We start from the raw sequence: 19195 nt of genomic DNA on the forward strand, positions 1-19195 counted from the left end.
TGCCAGTCTCGCAGCTTTCGTGCGCGTCTGCCTGGCGCGGCGCGATGCGGGTGCGGGCGTTGCAGGGTGTAGGCAGGAATGTACGGCCGCCTTGCGGCGTTTCAAGCCATGGCGGCCGTCCGGCAGGCGCGGCGCGAACGCAGTATCCTCGCCGCGTTGGACTTTCCCTCGAACCCACGACGGAGTCACACCATGCGTTACAACCCACTGGGCCGCACCGGCCTGTTCGTTTCGGAACTCTGCCTCGGCACGATGACCTTCGGCGGCGGCGCCGGCATCTGGAACCAGATCGGCGATCTCCAGCAGTCCGACGCCGAACGGCTCGTTGGCCGTGCGCTCGACGCAGGCGTCAATTTCATCGATACCGCCGACGTCTACTCGCAAGGCGTTTCCGAGCAGATCACCGGCCAGGCGCTCAAGAACCTCAAGATCCCGCGCGAGCAGGTGGTGATCGCGACCAAGGTGTTCGGCGAAATGGGCTCGTCGCCGAACGAGCGCGGCGCCACGCGCTATCACATCATGGACGGCGTGAAGGCGAGCCTGAAGCGCCTGCAACTCGACCACATCGACCTGTATCAGATTCACGCCTTCGACCCCGTCACACCGATCGAGGAAACCGTGCGCGCGCTCGATACGCTCGTGCAGCAGGGGCACGTGCGCTACGCCGGCGTTTCGAACTGGGCCGCATGGCAGATCGTGAAGGCGCTCGGCATTGCACAGCGCGAAGGGCTCGCGCGCTTCGAGTCGCTGCAGGCCTATTACACGATCGCAGGGCGCGATCTGGAACGCGAACTCGTGCCGATGCTGGAAAGCGAGGGGCTCGGACTGATGGTCTGGAGTCCGCTCGCGGGCGGGCTCCTGAGTGGCAAGTACGGGCGCGACCAGCAAGGCGAGTCGGGCAGCCGCCGCACGACCTTCGATTTTCCGCCCGTGAACCGCGAGCGCGCATGGGACTGCGTGGACGCGATGCGGCCCATCGCGCAGGCCAAAGGCGTGTCGGTCGCGCAGATCGCGCTCGCGTGGCTGTTGCATCAAAAGGCGGTGACATCGGTGATCATCGGCGCGAAACGCGTGGACCAGCTCGACGACAACATCGCCGCGACGAAAGTGAAGCTCAGTGTCGAGGAGCTAGGCGTGCTGGGCGAGGCGAGCGGATTGCCCGCCGAGTATCCGGGCTGGATGCTCGCGCGTCAGGGCGAGCAGCGGCGCGCGCTGCTCCGGCAATCGCGGCAGGAAGAGGAATAAAGCGGGAATGAAGCTGGAATGAAAAGCGCCGGCGGTGGAAGCCGCCGGCGCGGTCTGGCCTGAAACTGGGTCGATCCGGTTGCCCGGAGATCGATCAGCTCGCCGCCGAGACCTTCAGATGGTTCTTCACCGAGGTCACACCCGAGACGCCTTCCACGACCTGCTTGGCGTTGTCGCGGTCCTCGGCGCTCGGCACGGTGCCGGTGAGCGAGACCACGCCCTTACGCGTCTTCACGTGGATGTGCTCTGACTTCACGTTCTTCGCGCCGAGCAGTTCGGCCTTGACCTTGGTCGTGATGGTTGCGTCGTCCACATGCTGGCCAACGGATTCCGAACTGCCCGCAGGCGCGGAGCTGTTCGTCGTGGTCTGCGCACCGGCCATCAGTGCGAACGTCATGCAGGCGGCGCCAGCCGCGGTCTTGAGGATCAGGATGCGCTTCATGGCTACTCCCTTTCTGGTTGTGGTCGCAGCTTCCCTCCGCAAGGTGCGTGCCTCGCCGCGTCCGCGCTCGCTGTGCGCGCCGTTGAAAGCCTGCTGGAAGCCGCGTGCGCAGCTCACTATGCGCGATCGTGGGCGATTCGCGTGGCCACGGTTTCCCCGACCGGCAGGCGCAAAAATTTTTCCGCACCTTTGTAAAAATCTCCACAGCGGGGTCGGAAAAGAGGCTCGCGTAGTATGCGTTGCAAGTGCCGATCCCGTTTCAAAACAGTGCGTTGTAAAAACTGGCATGGCTGTTGCATGAGGGGGCTTACCACTCAATTCAACAAAACGGGATTGCCATGCCTTCCATCGCGTTACACGCGCGCCAGCATCTGGCGCTCACGCCGCGTCTTCAGCAGGCGGTGAGGCTGCTGCAACTGTCCTCGCTCGAATTCCAGCAGGAGCTGCGCGAAGCGCTCGACACCAATCCGTTCCTCGAATATGTTCCGCCCGCCTCGGAGACCGGCGAGGCCGCCGAAGCGGCCAACGGCGCGGCGGGCATCGGCTCCGCTGCGTCGCCCACGGCCGAAGCCCCCGTCATGGCGACGGAAGGCGCGGGCGAGTCCGGCCTCGATGCCGGCATGGGGCAGGAGACCTCTCCCTACGCCGAGACCTCTTACGCCGACGCCGGCTACAGCGACGAAGGCTCGGGCTATACCGCCGAGATGCCAACGCCTGGCGCGTTGCGCACGTCGAGCTATCGCGGCGGCGAGGACGGCGATTCCGAGGCATCCGACTGGGTGCGCGTGCCCGTCACGCTGCGCGAGCAGTTGCATGAGGCGCTGCGCCTCTTGCCGCTCGACGACCTCGACCGCATCGCAACGCAGGTCGTGATCGAGGCGCTCGACGACGACGGCTACCTGCGCCAGGACCTCGCCGACCTCGCCGACGAGGAGGGTGCGGGCGACACGCTCGACGAGGACCGTCTGCGGGTGGCCCTGCGCGTGGTGCAGACGCTCGATCGCCCCGGCATCGGTGCGCGTTCGCTCTCCGAATGCCTCGTGCTGCAGCTCGAGGCGATGCCGCATGACACCCCGCATCGCGAACTGGCCTTGCAGATCGTCTCGCAGCATCTCGAACGCCTCGCGCGCCGCGAGCACGGGGAGCTGCAGCGCCAGCTCGGCTGCGACGCCGCCTCGCTGCAGGCCGCGAGTGCGCTCGTGCGCCGTCTCGATCCGAAACCGGGCAACCACTATGGGCGCGCGGACGGCGGCTACGTCATTCCCGACGTGATCGTGCGCCAGGTGCGCGGCAAGTGGGTGGTGAGCGTGAACCCGGCTATCGAGCCGCGGGCGCGCATTCACAAACTCTATGCGGAGATGTTCGCGCGCTCGGATCAGACGAGCCGCTCGCCGCTCGCCCAGCAACTGCAGGAAGCGCGCTGGCTGATCCGCAACGCGCACAAGCGCTGCGAGACGATCCTGCGCGTGGGCGAGTGCATCGTCGCGCGTCAGAAGGCGTTTTTCCAGTACGGCGAAATCGCGCTCCGACCCATGCTGCTGCGCGACGTCGCTGACGAACTGGGCCTGCACGAGTCGACCGTCTCGCGCGCCACAGGCAACAAGTACATGGCCACGCCGCGCGGCATCTTCGAGTTCAAGCGCTTCTTCCCGCGCGAGCTTGAGACGCGCACGGGCGGCACGTGCTCGGCGGCGGCGGTGCGCGCGCTCATCAAGGAAATGATCGACGCCGAAGATCCGCGGGACCCGCTTTCCGATGTCATCCTCACGCAGGAACTCGAAAAGCAGGGCGTGCAGGTGGCACGCCGCACGGTCACGAAGTATCGGCAGATGATGAAGCTGCCGGCGGCTGAAATGCGCCGGCAGATTTGAGGCACGCGGTTTCATCCGCGTGCCGGAAGACGGGGGGGAGGTCAGCGGCGCGTGACCGGCGTAACGAGACGTGGACCGCACGTTGCGTTACGCGCGCCGCTTCAATGCCACACTTCAAGGCGATACTTCAAGGCGATGTCTGACGGGCGCGCCGAGGGCGGATAAAATACGAGCCATTGCTCACATTAGATGCCCGCTGCGCATTTCCCCGCCATGACCCAGACGCCCCGCGGCCGAAGCCGCCCTGCGCCGCTCGATGCGCGCAAGCGGCCCGTGCAGCGCCGTTCCGCCGCCACAGTTGACGCGATCCTCGAAGCCGCTGCCCGCATTCTCGAAAGCGCGGGCCTGGCCGGCTACACCACGAACGCTATCGCGGCGCGCGCGGGGGTGAGCGTCGGCTCGCTCTATCAATATTTTCCGAACCGCGACGCGCTGACCGCCGCCTTGATCGAGCGCGAGAGCGCGCCGCTGCTTGCCGAAGTCGAGGCCGCCGCTGCGGCGTCGAGCTGCGAGGCGGCGTTGCTCAGACTGATTCGCGCGGCGGTCGCGCACCAGATGCGACGCCCGGAACTGGCGCGACTGCTCGATTTCGAGGAGCGGCGCCTGCCGCTTGACGAGCGCGACGCGCGCGTGGGCGAGCGCATCCACGCGGTGCTCCTCGGCGCGTTCGGACTCGCCGACGCGCCGGCCATCGACGACCTGCAGACCGCCGCGCTCGACGTGATCGCGATCGTGCGCGGCATGGTCGACGCGGCGGGCGCGCGCGGCGAAACCGATGCTCAGGCGCTGGAGGCGCGCGTCACGCGTGCGGCGATCGGCTATTTGTGGCGCACCGAGCGCGGCGAGTAGCGTACGCGGCGTGGCTTGCCTGCGCCAGCGGTCGGGGCGAAGCGCTGCGCGTTAGCCGGAGGTGTGTCGCGCGATGCCGAGCCATCGCGCAACACGCCCCAACGTAAGCCCGTTGCAGAGCAGATTCAGCAGCACGAAGGCAGCGGCCATGGCGGCTGCGAACGCGCGGGTGTCGGTCGAAAGCGCGTCGTTGCGCGCGACGCAAATCGCGAGCGTGAGCGTGACGGGCCCGCGCACGCCGCCCCATGCGATCAGCCATTGATGCGTGCGCGGCAGCGGCTTGCAGATGCCAAGGCGGCTCAGCAGCGGCAGGAAGATCGTGAGGATGCCGAAGCGGCTCAGGGTGGCGGCCACCAGCGCGAGACCGAGAGGGAGGGCGTCGCGCAGATGCAGCTTGTGCACCAGACCGGGCACGCGCGCCGACGCGAGCAGAAAGACAGCGGCGGAGGCGATGCCGGCCTGGTAAGCCCAGAGCTGGCGAAACAGCCCCTGGCTCGCGGCGGGCCGGCGTGTTCGCATGAGCTGGCTGGCCGCGAGACCCGCGCACACCACGGCGGCCACGCCGGAAACGTGAAGCCCGTGTTCCGCGGCCGGATAGAGCAGCGTGGGCAGCGCGAGTGAGAGTGCGTACTCGGAAAAAGGCAGACTGCGCAGCGCGCTCGACGTGGCGACGAAGAGCGCTCCCGCGAGCGCCCCGAACATGCAGCCGCCGACGAGCGAAACGAGGAACGATGCGAGCGGATAGCCGCGCGTATGCGTAGCGGACGGCGCCAGCACGAGTGCGCTGGTGAGGAGCGTGGAGATGGCGATGGCGGCGGCATCGTTGAGCAGGCTTTCGCCTTCGATCAGCCGGATCAGGCGTTCGGGCGCGCCGCTGTTGCGAAAGAGCGCGATCACGGTGGAAGGATCCGTTGTGCTGACGATTGCGCCGAGCAGCAGGCACACGATCAGGCTCTCGCTGCTGCTGATCCACGTGGCGAGGCCAACGCCTCCCGCGGCGGCCACCACTGCGCCGATCGCGAGCAAAAGGATGGGCGCGAGATCGGCGAGAAGACCGCGCGTATCGACCTGCAACGCCGCTTCGAAGAGGATGGGCGGCAGGAATATCCAGAGATACGCCTCGGGCGGAAGCGATGGCGTGAGCAAGGGAACGACGGTCGCCGCGGTGAAGGTGGGCGCGAACTGTTGCAAGGCGAGGTAACCCGCGCCGAGCAGCACGCCGGCGCCGGTCAGGCCGAATGAATCAGAGAGGCGAAAGCGCTGTGCAGCGGCATGGCAGAGCGCAATGATGAGTAGCAGGACACCGGCGCGGATGGCGAATTCGATTGCAGTTTGCAAAGGCAGGACACTCCGTGGTGCGGTTGGGCGGCGGGAGCGGCAGAACCCGCAACGCATCGATTCAGTATCTCGCTGCGTTGCAACTTTGCATGTTGACCGATATCAACTCGCTGCTGACCAGGTCATGACGGCGGCATTACGGTCTTTTACGTGTCGGATGAGATTCGCCGTGCGCGGCTAGCTTGTGCCGAGGCGCTCGATCAGCGCCATGGCGGCCGCCGGATTGCGTTCCTTGAAGCCGCTGATGACGTAGAGATACACGTCCCGGCCGGCCTTCGCGGCGAGCGGCTTCGCGTAGGTGGCGAGGTCGTCGGGCGTTTCGCCGCGCGACCAGGCGAGCGCGCGCGTCGCCCAAAGGTCGAGGTCCGCGGGAGCATAGCCCTGCGGGTGATCCTGCGCGGTTCCCATGATGCGGGCATAGACGAACGGTGCGCTCGTATCGCCGATCAGCGGATAGTCCGAATCGCCGCTGATGACGATCGCCGCCTTGTGCTTGCGCGCGAGTGCGACGAATTCCGGCGTGCAAAAACTCTCGTCGCGCACTTCGAGCGCGTGGCGAAGCGGGCGGCCTTCGGCCTCGGCCGGCAGCAGTTCGAGAAATCGTGCGTAGTCCTCGGGATCGAAGCGCTTGCCCGGCGTGATCTGCCAGTTGATCGGCCCGAGCTTGTCGCGCAGGTTCAGCACGCCGCCGCTCAGGAAGCGCTCGATCGTGGCCCCGGCTTCGGCCAGCACACGGCGATTCATCGCGAAGCGCGGGGCTTTCAGCGAGAACACGAAGTCTTCGGGGGTTTCATCGTGCCAGCGCGTGAAGCTTTCGGGGCGCTGCGCGCCGTAATACGTGCTGTTGATTTCCAGCGTCGAGAGATGACGGCTCGCATATTCCAGCTCGCGGCGCTGCGCAAGGCCGTCGGGATAGAACGCGCCACGCCACGGCGCATAGATCCAGCCGCCCACGCCAACGCGAATCCGGCCGTGCCGGGATTTTGAACTGGATGAGGGTGCCATCGGAAATCCGTCATCGAAGCCGGGATGGCGCAGTGTAGCGCAGCACTGGCCACGGCCGCTGGTTAGCGTGCCGGCTCCGAACCGGCGAATTCATCTCGATTTTTAGGCATAGTCCGATATTTTCTTGTGGGATGTGAGGCTACTTTAGTCCTGTTGTGTCAGATAACCTCACATGGACCATCAGATGTCTTCCCGCATATCTCCAGAACTCACCGATGCGCAGTGGCGCAACATCGCGCCCATGTTTCACGAAATCCGCGTTGACGGCCGTCGTCGCGGGCGCCCGGCTCACAATCCGCGTCACGTTTTCGCGGGCATTCTTTGGGTACTGGCCACCGGTTCGGTCTGGTCGAAGCTGCCCGAGCAGTATCCCGATTTCCGCACCTGCCATCGCCGTTTCAAGCTGTGGTTCGACGCCGGTCTCGTGCATCACGCCATGGAGCGTCTGCACGGCGAGGAAGGTCTCGCCCTGTGCACGGCCATGGCCGCACGCATGCAGCCGTGGCGCGGGCCAGTTGGCCGCAAGCCGCGATTTCCGGTGTCGTCCACGCTGCGCTGGCCGCTCGCGCGGCCTTTCGTGGAGCGCTGAGCCTGCAGGGCGCCGGGCTGCGGCGGCGGACCGTGAGTGCGCCGCGGAGTCAGATTTCCCCATCCTCCGCACGCATGCGTGCGAACAGCGGCGCCCACCATGGCTCGCGCGAGAATGCCCCGATTTCCACGTCGGTGTCGAGATCAACGGTGCGCTGGCGCTCGCGCGCATCGAGTGGATCCGCTTGCGCGACCTGGGCGGCGAGCACTTCGGCGCCGGCGTCGGAAGCGTCGCGCGGCCCGCGCGCACGAGCGTTCACACGCTCGGCGAGCCGCGCTTGCGGCGCGTGGAAGTTCAGGATCAGTATCGGCCGGTTCAGCTCACGCGCGAGCGCCGCGAAGCGCGCGCGATGCGTTGCCTTGAGGAACGTCGCATCGACTAGCGCCGTGTAGCCCGCGTTCAGCACGTCGCGCACATGAGCGACGAGGCGTTCGTAATGCGCGTCGAGCGCGGCTTGCGTGTAGGCGCTTGCCGGCAGCGCGTCGAGGGTGGGCGGCGCGAAGGGTTCGAGCCGCTTGCGTTCGAGATCGCTCGACACGCGGATCGCTCCGCTCAAGTCGGCGAGCGCGCGGCTTGCCACCGACTTTCCCGACCCCGAAAAGCCGTGGCACAGCAGGAGCCAGGGCGCGGGTTCGCGCATGGCGCGCGCCTCGGTGGCCGCGAGCGCCAGGTAGCGTGAGGCGGCGCCCGCGCTCGCTTGCGCGTCGGGCCGCGCAGGCGACCCCGCCTTGAGCATCGCGACCAATGCCCGCACCAGCGCGCGATAGGCGACATAAAGCCGTAACGCGGCGAGCCCCGCGAAATCGCCCGTCGCTTCGAGGTAGCGGTTGAGCATGCGGTGGGCATACGCTGCCTGGCCGTGCGCGCGCAAGTCCATCAGCAGGAACGCAAGATCGCAGGTCACGTCGATCCAGCGCAGTTCGTCGCTGAATTCGATGCAATCGAACATCAGCGCGTGCCGCCCGTACCGCACGATGTTGTCGAGATGCAAGTCGCCGTGGCAGGCGCGCACGAATCCGTTCGCGCGGCGGGCGTCGAGGTGCCGCGCGAGGCGTGCGAGTTCGCTTTCGCAAATCGCGCGCAACGCGGCGCTTTCCACAGCGTGCGCCGTGCGCGGATCCGCTTCGAGGGGCCCGAGCGCCGCGAGCACCTGTTCGCGCAGCAGCGCGGCCGAGCCCAGGCGCGCCGCGGGCGCCTTCGGCCCGCGTCCGGCCCGGCGCGCATGCCGATGGTTTGCGGCGAGCCTGGTTGCGGCCGCATCGATATCGACCGTGCTCAGTTCGCCGTGCGATAGCAGGTTTGAAAACAGCAGACGCTGGTCGAAGCGGCGCATACGAACCGCGTAGTCGATGACGCTACCGTTGCCGCGCACGCCGCGCCTGAGCCTGAGCCTAAGTTTGCAGCGCCGACCGTCAAAAAACAGCTCGCCTGTGTCGCGATAAATCGGTCCCGCGAAGGGCGCATTCAGACGAATCTCAGCTTCGCAGCAGCGGAGCCGGGCATCGAGCCGCACAAAATTGACAAAGCCGAAGTCGACGGGCTTCATGATCTTGTACGCGTACCGGCCGCTGAGATACACCACCGAAATATGCGTTTCGATGCGCACGATGCGCCCGGCCGGATGCGCATACGTTGAGGCGCGCGAGAGTGCAGCGTCAACGAGGCGGCTGTGGCGGCGCGCCGCGCGCTGACGGTTGAGGACATGGCGTGAGATTGGCGTGTCGGACATCGGCGTGCCTATCGTGGGAATAGAGGGCTACAGGGCGACAAGCGCCGGAACCAGCATACCGCGAGCCAGCGCGGGAAGGCCGTTGCGCGGCATGTCGAGGCCTTGGTCGAAGCGGTCTGCATGGGCATCGGCGTCTTGTACCTTTTGTGCAAGCCGGGGAGGCTGCGCGATACTGTCAAGTTCAACCCAACGGAATTCCGGATACATGGCGCATTTCGACGTATTCAACGGCGACGCAGACGGCATCTGCGCGCTGCATCAACTGCGGCTCGCAAGGCCGCGCGAGGCAACGCTCATCACCGGCGTGAAGCGTGACATCGCACTCGTCGAGCGCGTGGCCGCCGAGCCGGGCGATTCGCTAACGGTTCTCGACATTTCGTTCGACGTGAATCGCAAGGCGCTCACCGCGCTGCTCGCGAAAGACGTCACGGTCGAATATTTCGACCATCACCACGCGGGCGACCTGCCTATGAACAGGAATCTCGTCGCGCACATCGACACGACGGCGCAGGTCTGCACAAGCGTGCTCGTCGACCGGCATCTCGCCGGCCGCTACCGGCCGTGGGCGATCGCGGCGGCCTGGGGCGACAACCTGCCCGACACGGCGCAAGCGCTTGCCCAGCAGGCCGGGCTCGACGCCGCGCAGGCCGATCAGCTGCGCGAGCTGGGCGAGTCGATCAACTACAACGCTTACGGCGACTGCGTCGAAGATCTCGTGATTGCACCGCTCGATCTGTATGCCGCGATGAAGCCTTATGCCGACCCGTTCGATTTCATCGCCTCGGAGCCCATCGTCGGGCAACTCGCCCGTTGCCGTCACGACGATCTCGAACTGGCCCAGGCCATCGCGCCGCTCATCGCGCTCCAGTACGGCAGCGTTTGCGTGCTGCCCGACGAGCCGTGGGCGCGCCGCGTGCGCGGCGTGTTCGCCAACGTGCTCGCAAACGAGGAGCCCTCGCGCGCGCACGCGGTGCTGAGCGTGAACGCGGACGGCAACTACGCCGTGAGCGTGCGCGCGCCGCTCACGGAACCGCGCGGCGCGGATGAACTCTGCCGCGCGTTCCCCGGCGGAAACGGCCGGGTAGGCGCGGCGGGCATCGACTGTCTCGAATCGAACCGGCTCGACGCGTTCGTCACCGCATTCGCACGCGTATTCGGGCGCGCGAAGCCGGCTTCGGCCTGAGCGATACAAGGCGTCACTGAGCCGTTTCGCCCGGGCCGTGCGCGGCGTGTGCCGCCGGCCAGCGCCAGTTGCGGATTTCGGGCATGTCGTCGCCGTACTCGTCCACGTAGCGGCGGTGCGCGGCCAGCTTGTCGTGCAGTGTCTGGCGCAGGTGCGCCGCGCGCTGCGCGAGTCCGTCCACCCGGTCGATTACGGCTTCGCACAGGTGGAAGCGGTCGAGCCGGTTGAGCACCGTCATGTCGAACGGCGTGGTCGTCGTGCCTTCCTCGATGAAGCCGTGCACGTGAATGTTCGCGTGATTGGCGCGCCGGTAGGTGAGCTTGTGGATCAGCGTCGGATAGCTGTGGTGCGCGAAGATCACCGGCTTGTCGGTCGTGAATAGCGCATTGAAATCGGCGTCGGGCAGACCGTGCGGGTGACGGTCGGCGGGTTGGAGCGTCATCAGGTCCACCACGTTCACCACGCGGATCTTCAGGTCGGGCAGGCAGGAGCGCAGCAGATCCACGGCGGCTAGCGTCTCCATGGTCGGCACGTCGCCGGCGCAGGCCATGACCACGTCGGGCTCGCCGTCGTCGTCGTTGCTCGCCCATTGCCAGATGCCGATGCCGTCCGCGCAGTGGCGAATGGCGGCGTCCATGTCGAGCCATTGCGCCTGCGGCTGCTTGCCCGCCACGATGATGTTGATGCGGTTCCAGGTGCGCAGCACATGGTCGGTCACGGCGAGCAGCGTATTGGCGTCGGGCGGCAGATACACGCGCACCGTGTCCGACTTCTTGTTCACCGCATAGTCGATGAAGCCCGGGTCCTGATGGCTGAAGCCGTTATGGTCCTGGCGCCACACGTGCGAGGTGAGCAGATAGTTGAGCGAGGGCAGCGGGCGCCGCCACGGAATCTCGCGGATCACCTGCAGCCACTTCGCGTGCTGGTTGAACATCGAATCGATGATGTGGATGAACGCCTCGTAGCACGACATGAAACCGTGGCGGCCCGTGAGCAGATAGCCTTCCAGCCAGCCCTGGCAGGTGTGCTCGGAGAGGATTTCCATCACGCGGCCGTTGGTGGCGAGCTGGATGTCGTCGGGCGTGACCTCCGCGAGCCAGGTGCGCGACGTCACGTCGAATACGTCGCTCCAGCGGTTCGATGCGGTTTCGTCGGGCCCGAAGATGCGGAAGTTGCGCGTGGCGTCGTTCACGCGCATCACTTCGCGCAGGAACGCGCCCATCACGCGCGTGGCTTCGGCGTCCACCTGGCCCGGTGCGGGCACGTCCACGGCGTGGTGCTCGAAGGGCGGCACGCGCAGTTCGCGCACGCGGCCGCCGCCGTTCGAGCGCGGGTTCGCGCTCATGCGCTTCTCGCCTTGCGGCGCGAGCGCGGCGATGTCGGGCACGAGGCGGCCTTGCGCGTCGAAGAGTTCTTCGGGCTTGTAGCTGAGCATCCAGCTTTCCAGCAGCGCGAGATGCCCCGGCTTGGAGATGTTGGCGAGCGGCACCTGATGCGAGCGCCACGAGCCTTCGGTTTTCTGGCCATCCACGGTCTTCGGGCCTGTCCAGCCCTTGGGCGTGCGCATGACGATCATCGGCCAGCGCGGGCGCACATAGCCGTGCGGCAGGTTGCCGTGTTCGTCCGCGAGTTCGCGCGCGCTCTTCTGGATGCGCGCGATTTCGTCGAACGCCGTGTCGAACGCGGTGGCCATGAGGCGATGCGCAACGTCAGGCTCCTCTGCCTCCACGAAGATCGGCTCGTGGCCATAGCCCTTCATGAGCGAGGCGAGTTCGTCGTCGCCGATACGCGCGAGCACGGTCGGCCCCGCGATCTTGTAGCCGTTCAAATGGAGGATGGGCAGCACCGCGCCGTCGGTGGCGGGATTGAGGAACTTGTTCGAGTGCCAGGCGGTGGCGAGCGGGCCTGTTTCGGCTTCGCCGTCACCCACCACGCAGGCGACGATCAGGTCCGGGTTGTCGAACACCGCGCCGTAGGCGTGCGAGAGCGCATAGCCGAGTTCGCCGCCTTCGTGGATCGACCCCGGTGTTTGCGGCGCGACGTGGCTCGGGATGCCGCCCGGAAAGCTGAACTGCTTGAAGAGCGCGGCCATGCCTTCGACATCGAGCGGCACGTTCGGCCAGGTTTCGCTGTAGGTGCCTTCGAGCCACGTATTCGCGACGACGGCAGGGCCGCCGTGGCCCGGCCCCGCGAGAAACAGCACGTCGAGATCGCGTGCGTTGATGATGCGGTTCAGGTGCGTGTAGAGGAAGTTCAGGCCCGGCGTCGTGCCCCAGTGGCCGAGCAGGCGCGGCTTCACGTGCGCGAGTTGCAGCGGCTCGCGCAAGAGCGGATTGGCGAGCAGATAAATCTGGCCAACCGAGAGATAGTTGGCCGCGCGCCACCAGGCGTCCATGCGGCGCAGCAGGTCGTCGGAAAGCGGCGGGTAGGCAGGGGTGTCGGTAGCGTTCATGCGGGGCTCCGGTTGCGCGGCGGCGGAAGGCGGACCGAGGCGGACTGCGTGCGCGGCGCGGCGGCGCGCGTGGCGCGAGCCTGCGGCCCGCACGGCGGACGGACTCCGCGCGCGAGGCCGGGCGGCGGCCCTCGTGGTCCTGTGGGATTCGTCTTATGGTGCCACGATCGCGCGGCGCGCCACGCGTGGATGTCCTGTGGCAGCGAGTCGCATCGGGCCGCGTAGTTGCGCCGCAGCGCGCAATGCACGACAGCGCGCGGCCCGATTGCATAACATGGTTTTATGGTGATCGATGCGGCGCGTCAGCCGCGTTTTGGCGAGGAGGATAGCAATGCGGGTAATGCTGTTCGACGGCGAGAATCCGCGGCTGCGCGAAGCCGATTTGCCCGACCCGGCGCCGGGCGCAGGCGAACTGCTGATCGATGTGCGCGCGTGCGGCGTGTGTCGGACCGACCTGCACGTCGTGGACGGCGATCTCGATCACCCGAAAAGGCCCGTCATTCCCGGCCACGAGATCGTCGGCACGGTAGCGGCGTTCGGGGCAGGCGTGACCGGTTTTGCGCCCGGCGACCGCGTGGGCGTGCCGTGGCTCGGCCATACCTGCGGCCATTGCCGTTTCTGCGCCGACGGGCGCGAGAACCTCTGCGACACGCCCGGCTTCACCGGCTACACGATCGACGGCGGCTATGCCACGCGCACCGTCGCCGACGCCCGCTACTGTTTCCATCTGCCGCGCCAGTACAGCGACGTCGAGGCCGCGCCGCTCCTCTGCGCGGGACTCATCGGCTATCGCTCGCTCGCGATGGCGGGCGATGCACAGCGCATCGGCATCTACGGCTTCGGTGCGGCGGCGCATATCGTCGCGCAGGTCGCTCGCCACCAGGGGCGCACGGTCTACGCGTTCACGCGTCCGGGCGATGCCGCGGCGCAGCAGTTCGCGCGGCGCCTCGGTGCATCGTGGGCCGGCGGCAGCGACGAGCGCGCGCCCGAGGAACTCGACGCGGCACTGCTGTTCGCGCCGGTCGGCGCGCTCGTGCCCGCCGCGTTGCGGGCGCTGACGAAGGGCGGCACGGTCGTGTGCGGCGGCATCCACATGAGCGACATTCCCTCGTTTCCTTACGCATGGCTTTGGGAAGAGCGGCGCATTGTCTCGGTGGCGAATCTCACGCGCGAGGACGGCGCGACCTTCATGGCGATCGCCGCGCGGCACAAGCTCGAAATCGAGACCACACCGTACCCGCTCGCGCGCGCGAACGAGGCGCTGGCTGATTTGCGCGAGGGACGGCTCACGGGCGCGGCGGTGTTGACGATGGGCTGAGCGCGCCTGCGATCAGGCGAATCACGATGCCGAAGCAGTGGAGACAACGGGTCGCACTGTTCAGAGGGCGCATCCGTACCTAAATGCGATACAACGATCTTTAGATAGATAGCGCGCGCCGGGAGCCGGTGCGCGCCTCGCAACGGCCGGCTAACCGCCGTGCAACGTGGGCAAGGCCCAGGAGGTCCATGATGTACAAGCAGATTCTGGTAGCGGTCGATGGCAGCCGCAGCGGCCGGCGCGCGCTCGAGGAGGCCGTGAAGGTCGCGAAAGCGACTGGCGCCGCCGTTCAGGCGCTGTATGTCGTGCGGCATCCGGCGCGGCTCGTGGACGTGAGTACGGGCTTCGCCGAGGAACAGGCGCGCCACTCGGCGGAAAACGATGCAGCAACGGCGGCGCTCGAAGAAGCGAGACTGGTGTTCGCGCAGGCTCAGGTGCCGGGCTCCACGCGCGCGGCCGATGCGAGCGGCGAGGAGATTGCCGCGGTGATCTCGCGCATCGCCGCCGAGGACGGCGCGGACCTCGTCGTGATGGGCACGCGCGGCTTGTCGGGCATGAAGCGCATCTTGCTCGGCAGCGTGGCCGAATCGTTCCTGCGCATGGCGGACCGGCCAGTCATGCTGGTGCGCGAAGAAGAGGCGCCCACCGCCTGACTGGGGCGTGCCGTTCCACCGGCCGGTGAGCGGCGAGCGCGCGATCGGCCGGGCAGCGCCTTGTCCCGCTCCTTTCATTACGATCCGTCGCGAAATACCCGCAACAGCAAGCCGGCTTTTGACTCGCTGCGCATGAGTTATCTTGAAATGTGACATCGATCAAGCGACAAATCGCCCATTCGTCGCGCGAGAGCTCATCTTCCTGCCTATGATGTTGGCTTGAGCCTGCCGTCTTGCGAACACACGGCACTCCGAAACATCCCGTTCCCCATCGTCGCGCGTGACGCGCTTTCATTTCGCTCGCCGCAGCCCGCGTCCCGTCGCGGTCCACCGCGGTCTCTTTGGCAGCAAACGCATCCGGCCGCGCCGGGCGAAAGCTACATAAGGAGGAGATTGATTATGGCTACCGCTTCCCGTCCCTCATTCGACGCCGCCTCGCTCGGTAACGCGGTGGGCGCCTCATTCGACACGTATCGTGCCAACACGTCGGCTGCGCTGCGCTTGCTCGTCGGGCAGCAGCAATGGCGCGAGCAGCTGTTGAAGCTGGAGCAGCGCCGCATCGAGCGCGACCGCGAGGCGGTCCAGGGCCTGCTCGAATCGCTGCGCACCGCGCGCGACTGGACCGATTTCGCGGTCGCCACGCAATCGGTCTGGCGCGACTATCTCGGCGCGAGCACCACGCTCTGGCAAGAAAGCGTCGCGGCGGCGATGCAGGGCGCGAGCACATGGTCCGACAGCGCGCGCGACTTCACGCAGCAGTGGCAAGAGGCCTGCGCCGGCGCGCAAGCGGGCGCGTCCAAGGTGCCGGGCGCGCTGCCGATGCGCGAGTGGATGAACGCCTTCGAGCGTGCGATGAGCAGCGCCGCCAATGGTGCAGCGCATCCGGGCAAGGCGGCGGGCGCAGGCCGTGGGCAGGGCGCGAGCGCGGGTGGAGGCCAGCATGGGCACTAAGCGCGTTGCTTTCGTCACGGGCGGCATGGGCGGACTGGGCGAGGCGATCAGCCGCCGCCTGCACGACGCGGGCATGACCGTCGCCGTCTCGTGCTCGGCGGCGAACATGCGCGCCGACGCCTGGCTTGCCGCCGAACGCGCGGCCGGCCGCGACTTCGGCTGCCACCAGATGAACGTCGCCGACTGCGATGCCTGCGAGCGTGCGGCGCAGCAAGCGCTCGACGATCTCGGCCAGGTGGACGTGCTCATCAACAATGCGGGTATTACGTGCGACCGCAGCTTCGTGAAGATGTCGAAAGCCGATTGGGACTCTGTGCTGCGCACCGACCTCGACGCGCTCTTCAACGTGACGAAGCCGTTCTTGCCCGGCATGATCGAGCGCGGCTTCGGGCGCATCATCAATATCGGCTCGGTCAACGGCTCGCGCGGCGCTTTCGGGCAGACCAACTATTCGGCGGCGAAAGCGGGCATGCATGGCTTCACGAAGGCGCTCGCCCTGGAAGTGGCGAAGAAGGGCGTGACGGTGAACACCGTGTCGCCGGGCTACCTCGCCACGCAAATGGTGGAAGCCGTGCCGAAAGACGTGCTGGACGCGCGCATCCTACCGCAAATTCCGGTAGGCCGTCTCGGCCAGCCGAACGAGGTCGCGGCGCTGGTGGCGTTCCTTTGCTCGGACGACGCGGCGTTCATCACCGGCGCCGATATCGCGATCAACGGCGGCATGCACATGCAATGACGCGCCGCGCTGCGACACGAAAATTTCGCGCGCGGAAAAAAAAGGGGCTTGCAAACGCGCGAGGCGCCTTCATCTTGGAACGGTAAGCGGCACCGACCGCGCCGCGCGAGCGGCGCGCATCGTTGCGAGCGATTCTCCTTCGTTGGCGGCAGAGGCGGCGTGCAGATGCGCCAACTGTCGGGGAATTTAGGATTCCGATGCAACATCATCGTTGCGTGGATAAAAACGTTCAGCCCATGGAGGCATCAATGAGCAATACCTCGCGTTACGATCCGTTTTCGATGGAAAGTGTGCCCGATCTGTTTCACGGGTTGTTCCGGCCGTTGCGAGCCACGAGCGGCGTGGAAGGGCAGGCCGCCAGTATCCGGATCGACGTGACGGAAGACGAGGTGGGTTTCACGGTGAAGGCCGAAATGCCCGGCGTCGATCGGAAAGACATTGATGTGAAAATCGATGGCAATCTCGTTTCGATTGCTGCGAAAGTTGAGCGGGGCGGCGAGCTGAAGGAAGGCGAGCGCGTCGTGCGTCGCGAGCGTTATGCGGGCAGCGTGAGCCGTGCGTTCACCCTCGCCGTGGAAATCGACGATGAAAAGGCGGGCGCGCAATATAAGGATGGCGTGCTGACGCTGACACTACCTAAGCGGGCTGCAAGCGCCAGTAAGCGCCTCGAAATCAACTAAGGGCGAGAGGCTGTGAGCGGGCGGCGCGCAGACTGCATATCGTGCAGCTGCGCGCCGCTTTTTTGCTTGAGACACCGATACGTAACATAGCGAAACACGACTGTAGCGAAACTGTACGATTGACTCGCTATGCTGGTCAGACTCAAGCCCACTGCCACTCGGCCGATTGTTTTTTCGGGCATGTGGCTGGAATCAGCGCTTACGCCTGACTCCGGCCAACAACTGGAGAGACCTGATGCTCAGCCACCACGAACTAGCGACATTGCTGCTGATCCGTGATGCGGACGCGCCGATTCAGACGCTCGATTCCGATTTCCTGGCGCTTCAGCGCTATCGTCTCGTCGAAATGGACGAGGCGGGCGGCGACGCCACGTTGCGCCTCACCACGCGAGGCCGCGAACTGTTGCGGCGCCTCACGCATGAAGGGGACGGCGAGCGCACTATTTGAGACGACGACGCGACCCGGTCTTGTGCGGCAATGCGTGTCAAGAGCGTTTCATCGAGCGCTACGCCCGTTACATCCATGTAATACGACGCGGAACACTCTGCGATACAGTGCTGGCTTTTCGTTCCAACCCACGCTGTTTTCACACGCAAGAGCCAAGTCATGAACGTCGTTGTCAAGCCCGCTGTCCGCCTGTTCGCCCTGATTTCCTGCGCCGCGCTTTTCGCGCCGCTCGCTGCTGTCGCCGCGCCGTATCACCACGAGGTGTGCCACATCGAGCACATTCACCATCACGCTGAGCGCGTTTGCCATCACGTGCACTGAAATTGCGCCGATTGCAGAATTGATGTAGATCAAAACGCCGCACTTTTGTGCGGCGTTTCTTTTTATATCTCGTAATTAGGATCGCGAAATAATAATCAAAGATTTGTGCAGCGATATCTCGTAATTAATTGAAAGAGTGAGTTTACACAAGAAATATCACGACACGGTATGCTCCGCGTTTCGTTGCATACATTTCCCTTGCAGCGAGTCTCGCTATTCAAACCGCAAGGCGCCCACGCACGCAATGAAAAAAATCACGTCGCTCGCCGCATCCAGTGCTGTCGCCGGCGCGCTCGCCATGGCTTCGGGGTCGATTTGCGCACAGGAATTCACGCTTTACACAGGGCCGCTCAAAAGCGGCGCCGATCATACCTATTCGTGGCAAATGGATTACACGGAGGGTTTCGGCCAGTATTTTGCCGGCAGCATTGCGTGGTTGAACGAAGGCCATATTCCGAATCATCACCGCGACGGCCAGACGATCCAGGCGTGGGCGCGCCTGCCGCTCGCGCAGCGCCGCTTTGTGTTCGCGGTGGGCGTCGGGCCGTATCGCTACTTCGACACCGAGGCCGCGTCCCAGGGCCAGGGCTGGTCCGATACGCACGGTTGGGGCGTGCTCTATAGCGCACGCGCCACGTGGTATTCCACGCATCGCTGGACGGCGAACCTCCAGCTCAACCGCGTGCAGGTGGCGCGCGGTCCATCGACGACATCGCTCATGCTGGGCGTGGGCTATCAGCTCGACGCGCCCGACACGCCAGGTCCGCGTGATTTCGCGTTGCCGCGCACGCAAAAAGTGACGAACAACGAGATCACGCTGATGGCGGGCGAGACGATCCTCAATAGCCTCGAATCGCAGACATCGGCAGCCGAGGCGATCGAGTACCGGCGCGGCATCAATTCTTTTCTCGACGCTACGGTGGGATATCTGCACGAGGGCAATGGCATCTCGGCGCGGCGCGATGGCGCGACGGCGCAACTGTGGCTCACGCGCGCGTTCTTCGACGAGCGCCTTACGCTCGGGTTCGGCGCGGGCCTCTACGCGGCTATCCACCACGGGGAGCATCCCGACGAGCGTGATACCGGCGACGGTATTCTCTCGGGGCTCATCTCCGTCTCGGCTTCGTATCGTTTGTCGCAGCACTGGGCTGCGCGCGTCACGTGGAACCGTGTGGTCACGCGCTATAGCCGCGATACGGACGTGATCCTGGGTGGTATCGGCTATCGGTTCTGAGCGATGGTGATGTAGCCGGCGCGGGCATGCCGTGCGTCGGCATGGACTTGCCCGCGCTAGTCGCGACGTTAGCTACCCTGAGGCGGACGGCCACCGCCGCCGCCGCTAGGGCCGCCACCACCACCGCCTCCCGGTCCGCCACCACCACCGC

Annotated in this window: 19 protein-coding genes; 13 read left to right on the top strand and 6 right to left on the bottom strand. The window is 66.1% G+C overall.

The genetic code is table 11. The features are described from left to right. Nucleotides 1-192: 192 nt before the first annotated feature. Complete coding sequence (locus E1N52_RS36655) at nucleotides 193-1245, top strand: aldo/keto reductase (protein WP_133189043.1); 1053 nt, start codon at nucleotides 193-195, stop codon at nucleotides 1243-1245. 94 nt (nucleotides 1246-1339) lie between these two features. Here the strand turns inward: E1N52_RS36655 and E1N52_RS36660 are convergent, their stop codons facing one another. Beyond that, complete coding sequence (locus E1N52_RS36660; protein ID WP_133189045.1) at nucleotides 1340-1687, bottom strand: BON domain-containing protein; 348 nt, start codon at nucleotides 1685-1687, stop codon at nucleotides 1340-1342. 338 nt (nucleotides 1688-2025) lie between these two features. On the opposite strand from E1N52_RS36660, the gene E1N52_RS36665 reads away from it, so the two are divergent. Next, a complete protein-coding gene (locus E1N52_RS36665) occupies nucleotides 2026-3558 on the top strand; it encodes an RNA polymerase factor sigma-54 (RefSeq protein ID WP_133189047.1) in 1533 nt (510 codons plus the stop codon). A gap of 213 nt (nucleotides 3559-3771) precedes the next feature. Beyond that, the gene (locus E1N52_RS36670) at nucleotides 3772-4407 is read left to right on the top strand and encodes a TetR/AcrR family transcriptional regulator (protein ID WP_133189049.1); all 636 of its coding nucleotides are present in this window, start codon (nucleotides 3772-3774) and stop codon (nucleotides 4405-4407) included. 51 nt (nucleotides 4408-4458) lie between these two features. Here E1N52_RS36670 and E1N52_RS36675 read toward each other — a convergent pair whose 3' ends face one another. Next, nucleotides 4459-5745, bottom strand: a complete 1287-nt coding sequence (locus tag E1N52_RS36675; protein ID WP_133189051.1) for a cation:proton antiporter — start codon at nucleotides 5743-5745, stop codon at nucleotides 4459-4461. Nucleotides 5746-5922: 177 nt separating this feature from the next. Continuing rightward, a complete protein-coding gene (locus E1N52_RS36680; RefSeq protein WP_133189053.1) occupies nucleotides 5923-6750 on the bottom strand; it encodes a DUF72 domain-containing protein in 828 nt (275 codons plus the stop codon). 184 nt (nucleotides 6751-6934) lie between these two features. Between E1N52_RS36680 and E1N52_RS36685 the strand changes: the two genes are divergently transcribed. Next, nucleotides 6935-7339, top strand: coding sequence for a transposase (locus E1N52_RS36685; RefSeq protein ID WP_165979533.1), 405 nt, complete (start codon nucleotides 6935-6937; stop codon nucleotides 7337-7339). Between the two features lie 49 nt (nucleotides 7340-7388). On the opposite strand, the gene E1N52_RS36690 is transcribed toward E1N52_RS36685, so the two are convergent. Together E1N52_RS36690 and E1N52_RS36695 are read right to left on the bottom strand one after the other, a co-directional pair. Next, nucleotides 7389-9068: a bifunctional aminoglycoside phosphotransferase/ATP-binding protein gene (locus E1N52_RS36690; RefSeq protein WP_133189057.1), complete on the bottom strand. Its 1680-nt coding sequence runs from the start codon at nucleotides 9066-9068 to the stop codon at nucleotides 7389-7391. Between the two features lie 27 nt (nucleotides 9069-9095). Further along, nucleotides 9096-9275, bottom strand: a complete 180-nt coding sequence (locus tag E1N52_RS36695) for a hypothetical protein (RefSeq protein ID WP_133189059.1) — start codon at nucleotides 9273-9275, stop codon at nucleotides 9096-9098. Between E1N52_RS36695 and E1N52_RS36700 the strand changes: the two genes are divergently transcribed. Continuing rightward, the gene (locus E1N52_RS36700) at nucleotides 9274-10251 is read left to right on the top strand and encodes an acetyltransferase (protein WP_133189061.1); all 978 of its coding nucleotides are present in this window, start codon (nucleotides 9274-9276) and stop codon (nucleotides 10249-10251) included. The genes E1N52_RS36695 and E1N52_RS36700 overlap by 2 nt on opposite strands. A gap of 13 nt (nucleotides 10252-10264) precedes the next feature. Here E1N52_RS36700 and E1N52_RS36705 read toward each other — a convergent pair whose 3' ends face one another. Beyond that, nucleotides 10265-12703 carry a phosphoketolase family protein gene (locus E1N52_RS36705; RefSeq protein ID WP_133189063.1) on the bottom strand — a complete coding sequence of 813 codons (2439 nt, stop codon included), beginning with the start codon at nucleotides 12701-12703 and terminating at the stop codon, nucleotides 10265-10267. Nucleotides 12704-13034: 331 nt separating this feature from the next. Between E1N52_RS36705 and E1N52_RS36715 the strand changes: the two genes are divergently transcribed. The 8 genes from E1N52_RS36715 to E1N52_RS36745 all read left to right on the top strand — a co-directional run bounded on the left by E1N52_RS36715 (nucleotide 13035) and on the right by E1N52_RS36745 (nucleotide 19044). Further along, entirely contained in the window at nucleotides 13035-14021 is a 987-nt protein-coding gene (locus tag E1N52_RS36715; protein WP_133189067.1) for a zinc-dependent alcohol dehydrogenase family protein, read from the top strand. Nucleotides 14022-14212: 191 nt separating this feature from the next. Then, nucleotides 14213-14674 (top strand): universal stress protein, encoded by a 462-nt coding sequence (locus E1N52_RS36720; RefSeq protein ID WP_133189191.1) that lies wholly within the window; start codon nucleotides 14213-14215, stop codon nucleotides 14672-14674. A 399-nt stretch (nucleotides 14675-15073) separates the two neighbouring features. Continuing rightward, a complete protein-coding gene (locus tag E1N52_RS36725) occupies nucleotides 15074-15625 on the top strand; it encodes a hypothetical protein (RefSeq protein WP_133189177.1) in 552 nt (183 codons plus the stop codon). Further along, the gene (gene phbB / locus E1N52_RS36730; RefSeq protein ID WP_133189179.1) at nucleotides 15615-16361 is read left to right on the top strand and encodes an acetoacetyl-CoA reductase; all 747 of its coding nucleotides are present in this window, start codon (nucleotides 15615-15617) and stop codon (nucleotides 16359-16361) included. The genes E1N52_RS36725 and phbB overlap by 11 nt, the downstream gene beginning before the upstream one ends. A gap of 248 nt (nucleotides 16362-16609) precedes the next feature. Next, entirely contained in the window at nucleotides 16610-17041 is a 432-nt protein-coding gene (locus tag E1N52_RS36735; RefSeq protein ID WP_133189193.1) for an Hsp20/alpha crystallin family protein, read from the top strand. A 235-nt stretch (nucleotides 17042-17276) separates the two neighbouring features. Continuing rightward, nucleotides 17277-17489 (top strand): hypothetical protein, encoded by a 213-nt coding sequence (locus tag E1N52_RS36740; RefSeq protein ID WP_133189181.1) that lies wholly within the window; start codon nucleotides 17277-17279, stop codon nucleotides 17487-17489. 159 nt (nucleotides 17490-17648) lie between these two features. Further along, complete coding sequence (locus E1N52_RS44370) at nucleotides 17649-17810, top strand: hypothetical protein (protein ID WP_165979534.1); 162 nt, start codon at nucleotides 17649-17651, stop codon at nucleotides 17808-17810. Nucleotides 17811-17997: 187 nt separating this feature from the next. Then, nucleotides 17998-19044 (top strand): hypothetical protein, encoded by a 1047-nt coding sequence (locus tag E1N52_RS36745; protein ID WP_425468194.1) that lies wholly within the window; start codon nucleotides 17998-18000, stop codon nucleotides 19042-19044. Nucleotides 19045-19195 lie beyond the last annotated feature (151 nt).

The sequence above is a fragment of the Paraburkholderia guartelaensis genome (assembly GCF_004353905.1).
Classification (GTDB): domain Bacteria; phylum Pseudomonadota; class Gammaproteobacteria; order Burkholderiales; family Burkholderiaceae; genus Paraburkholderia; species Paraburkholderia guartelaensis.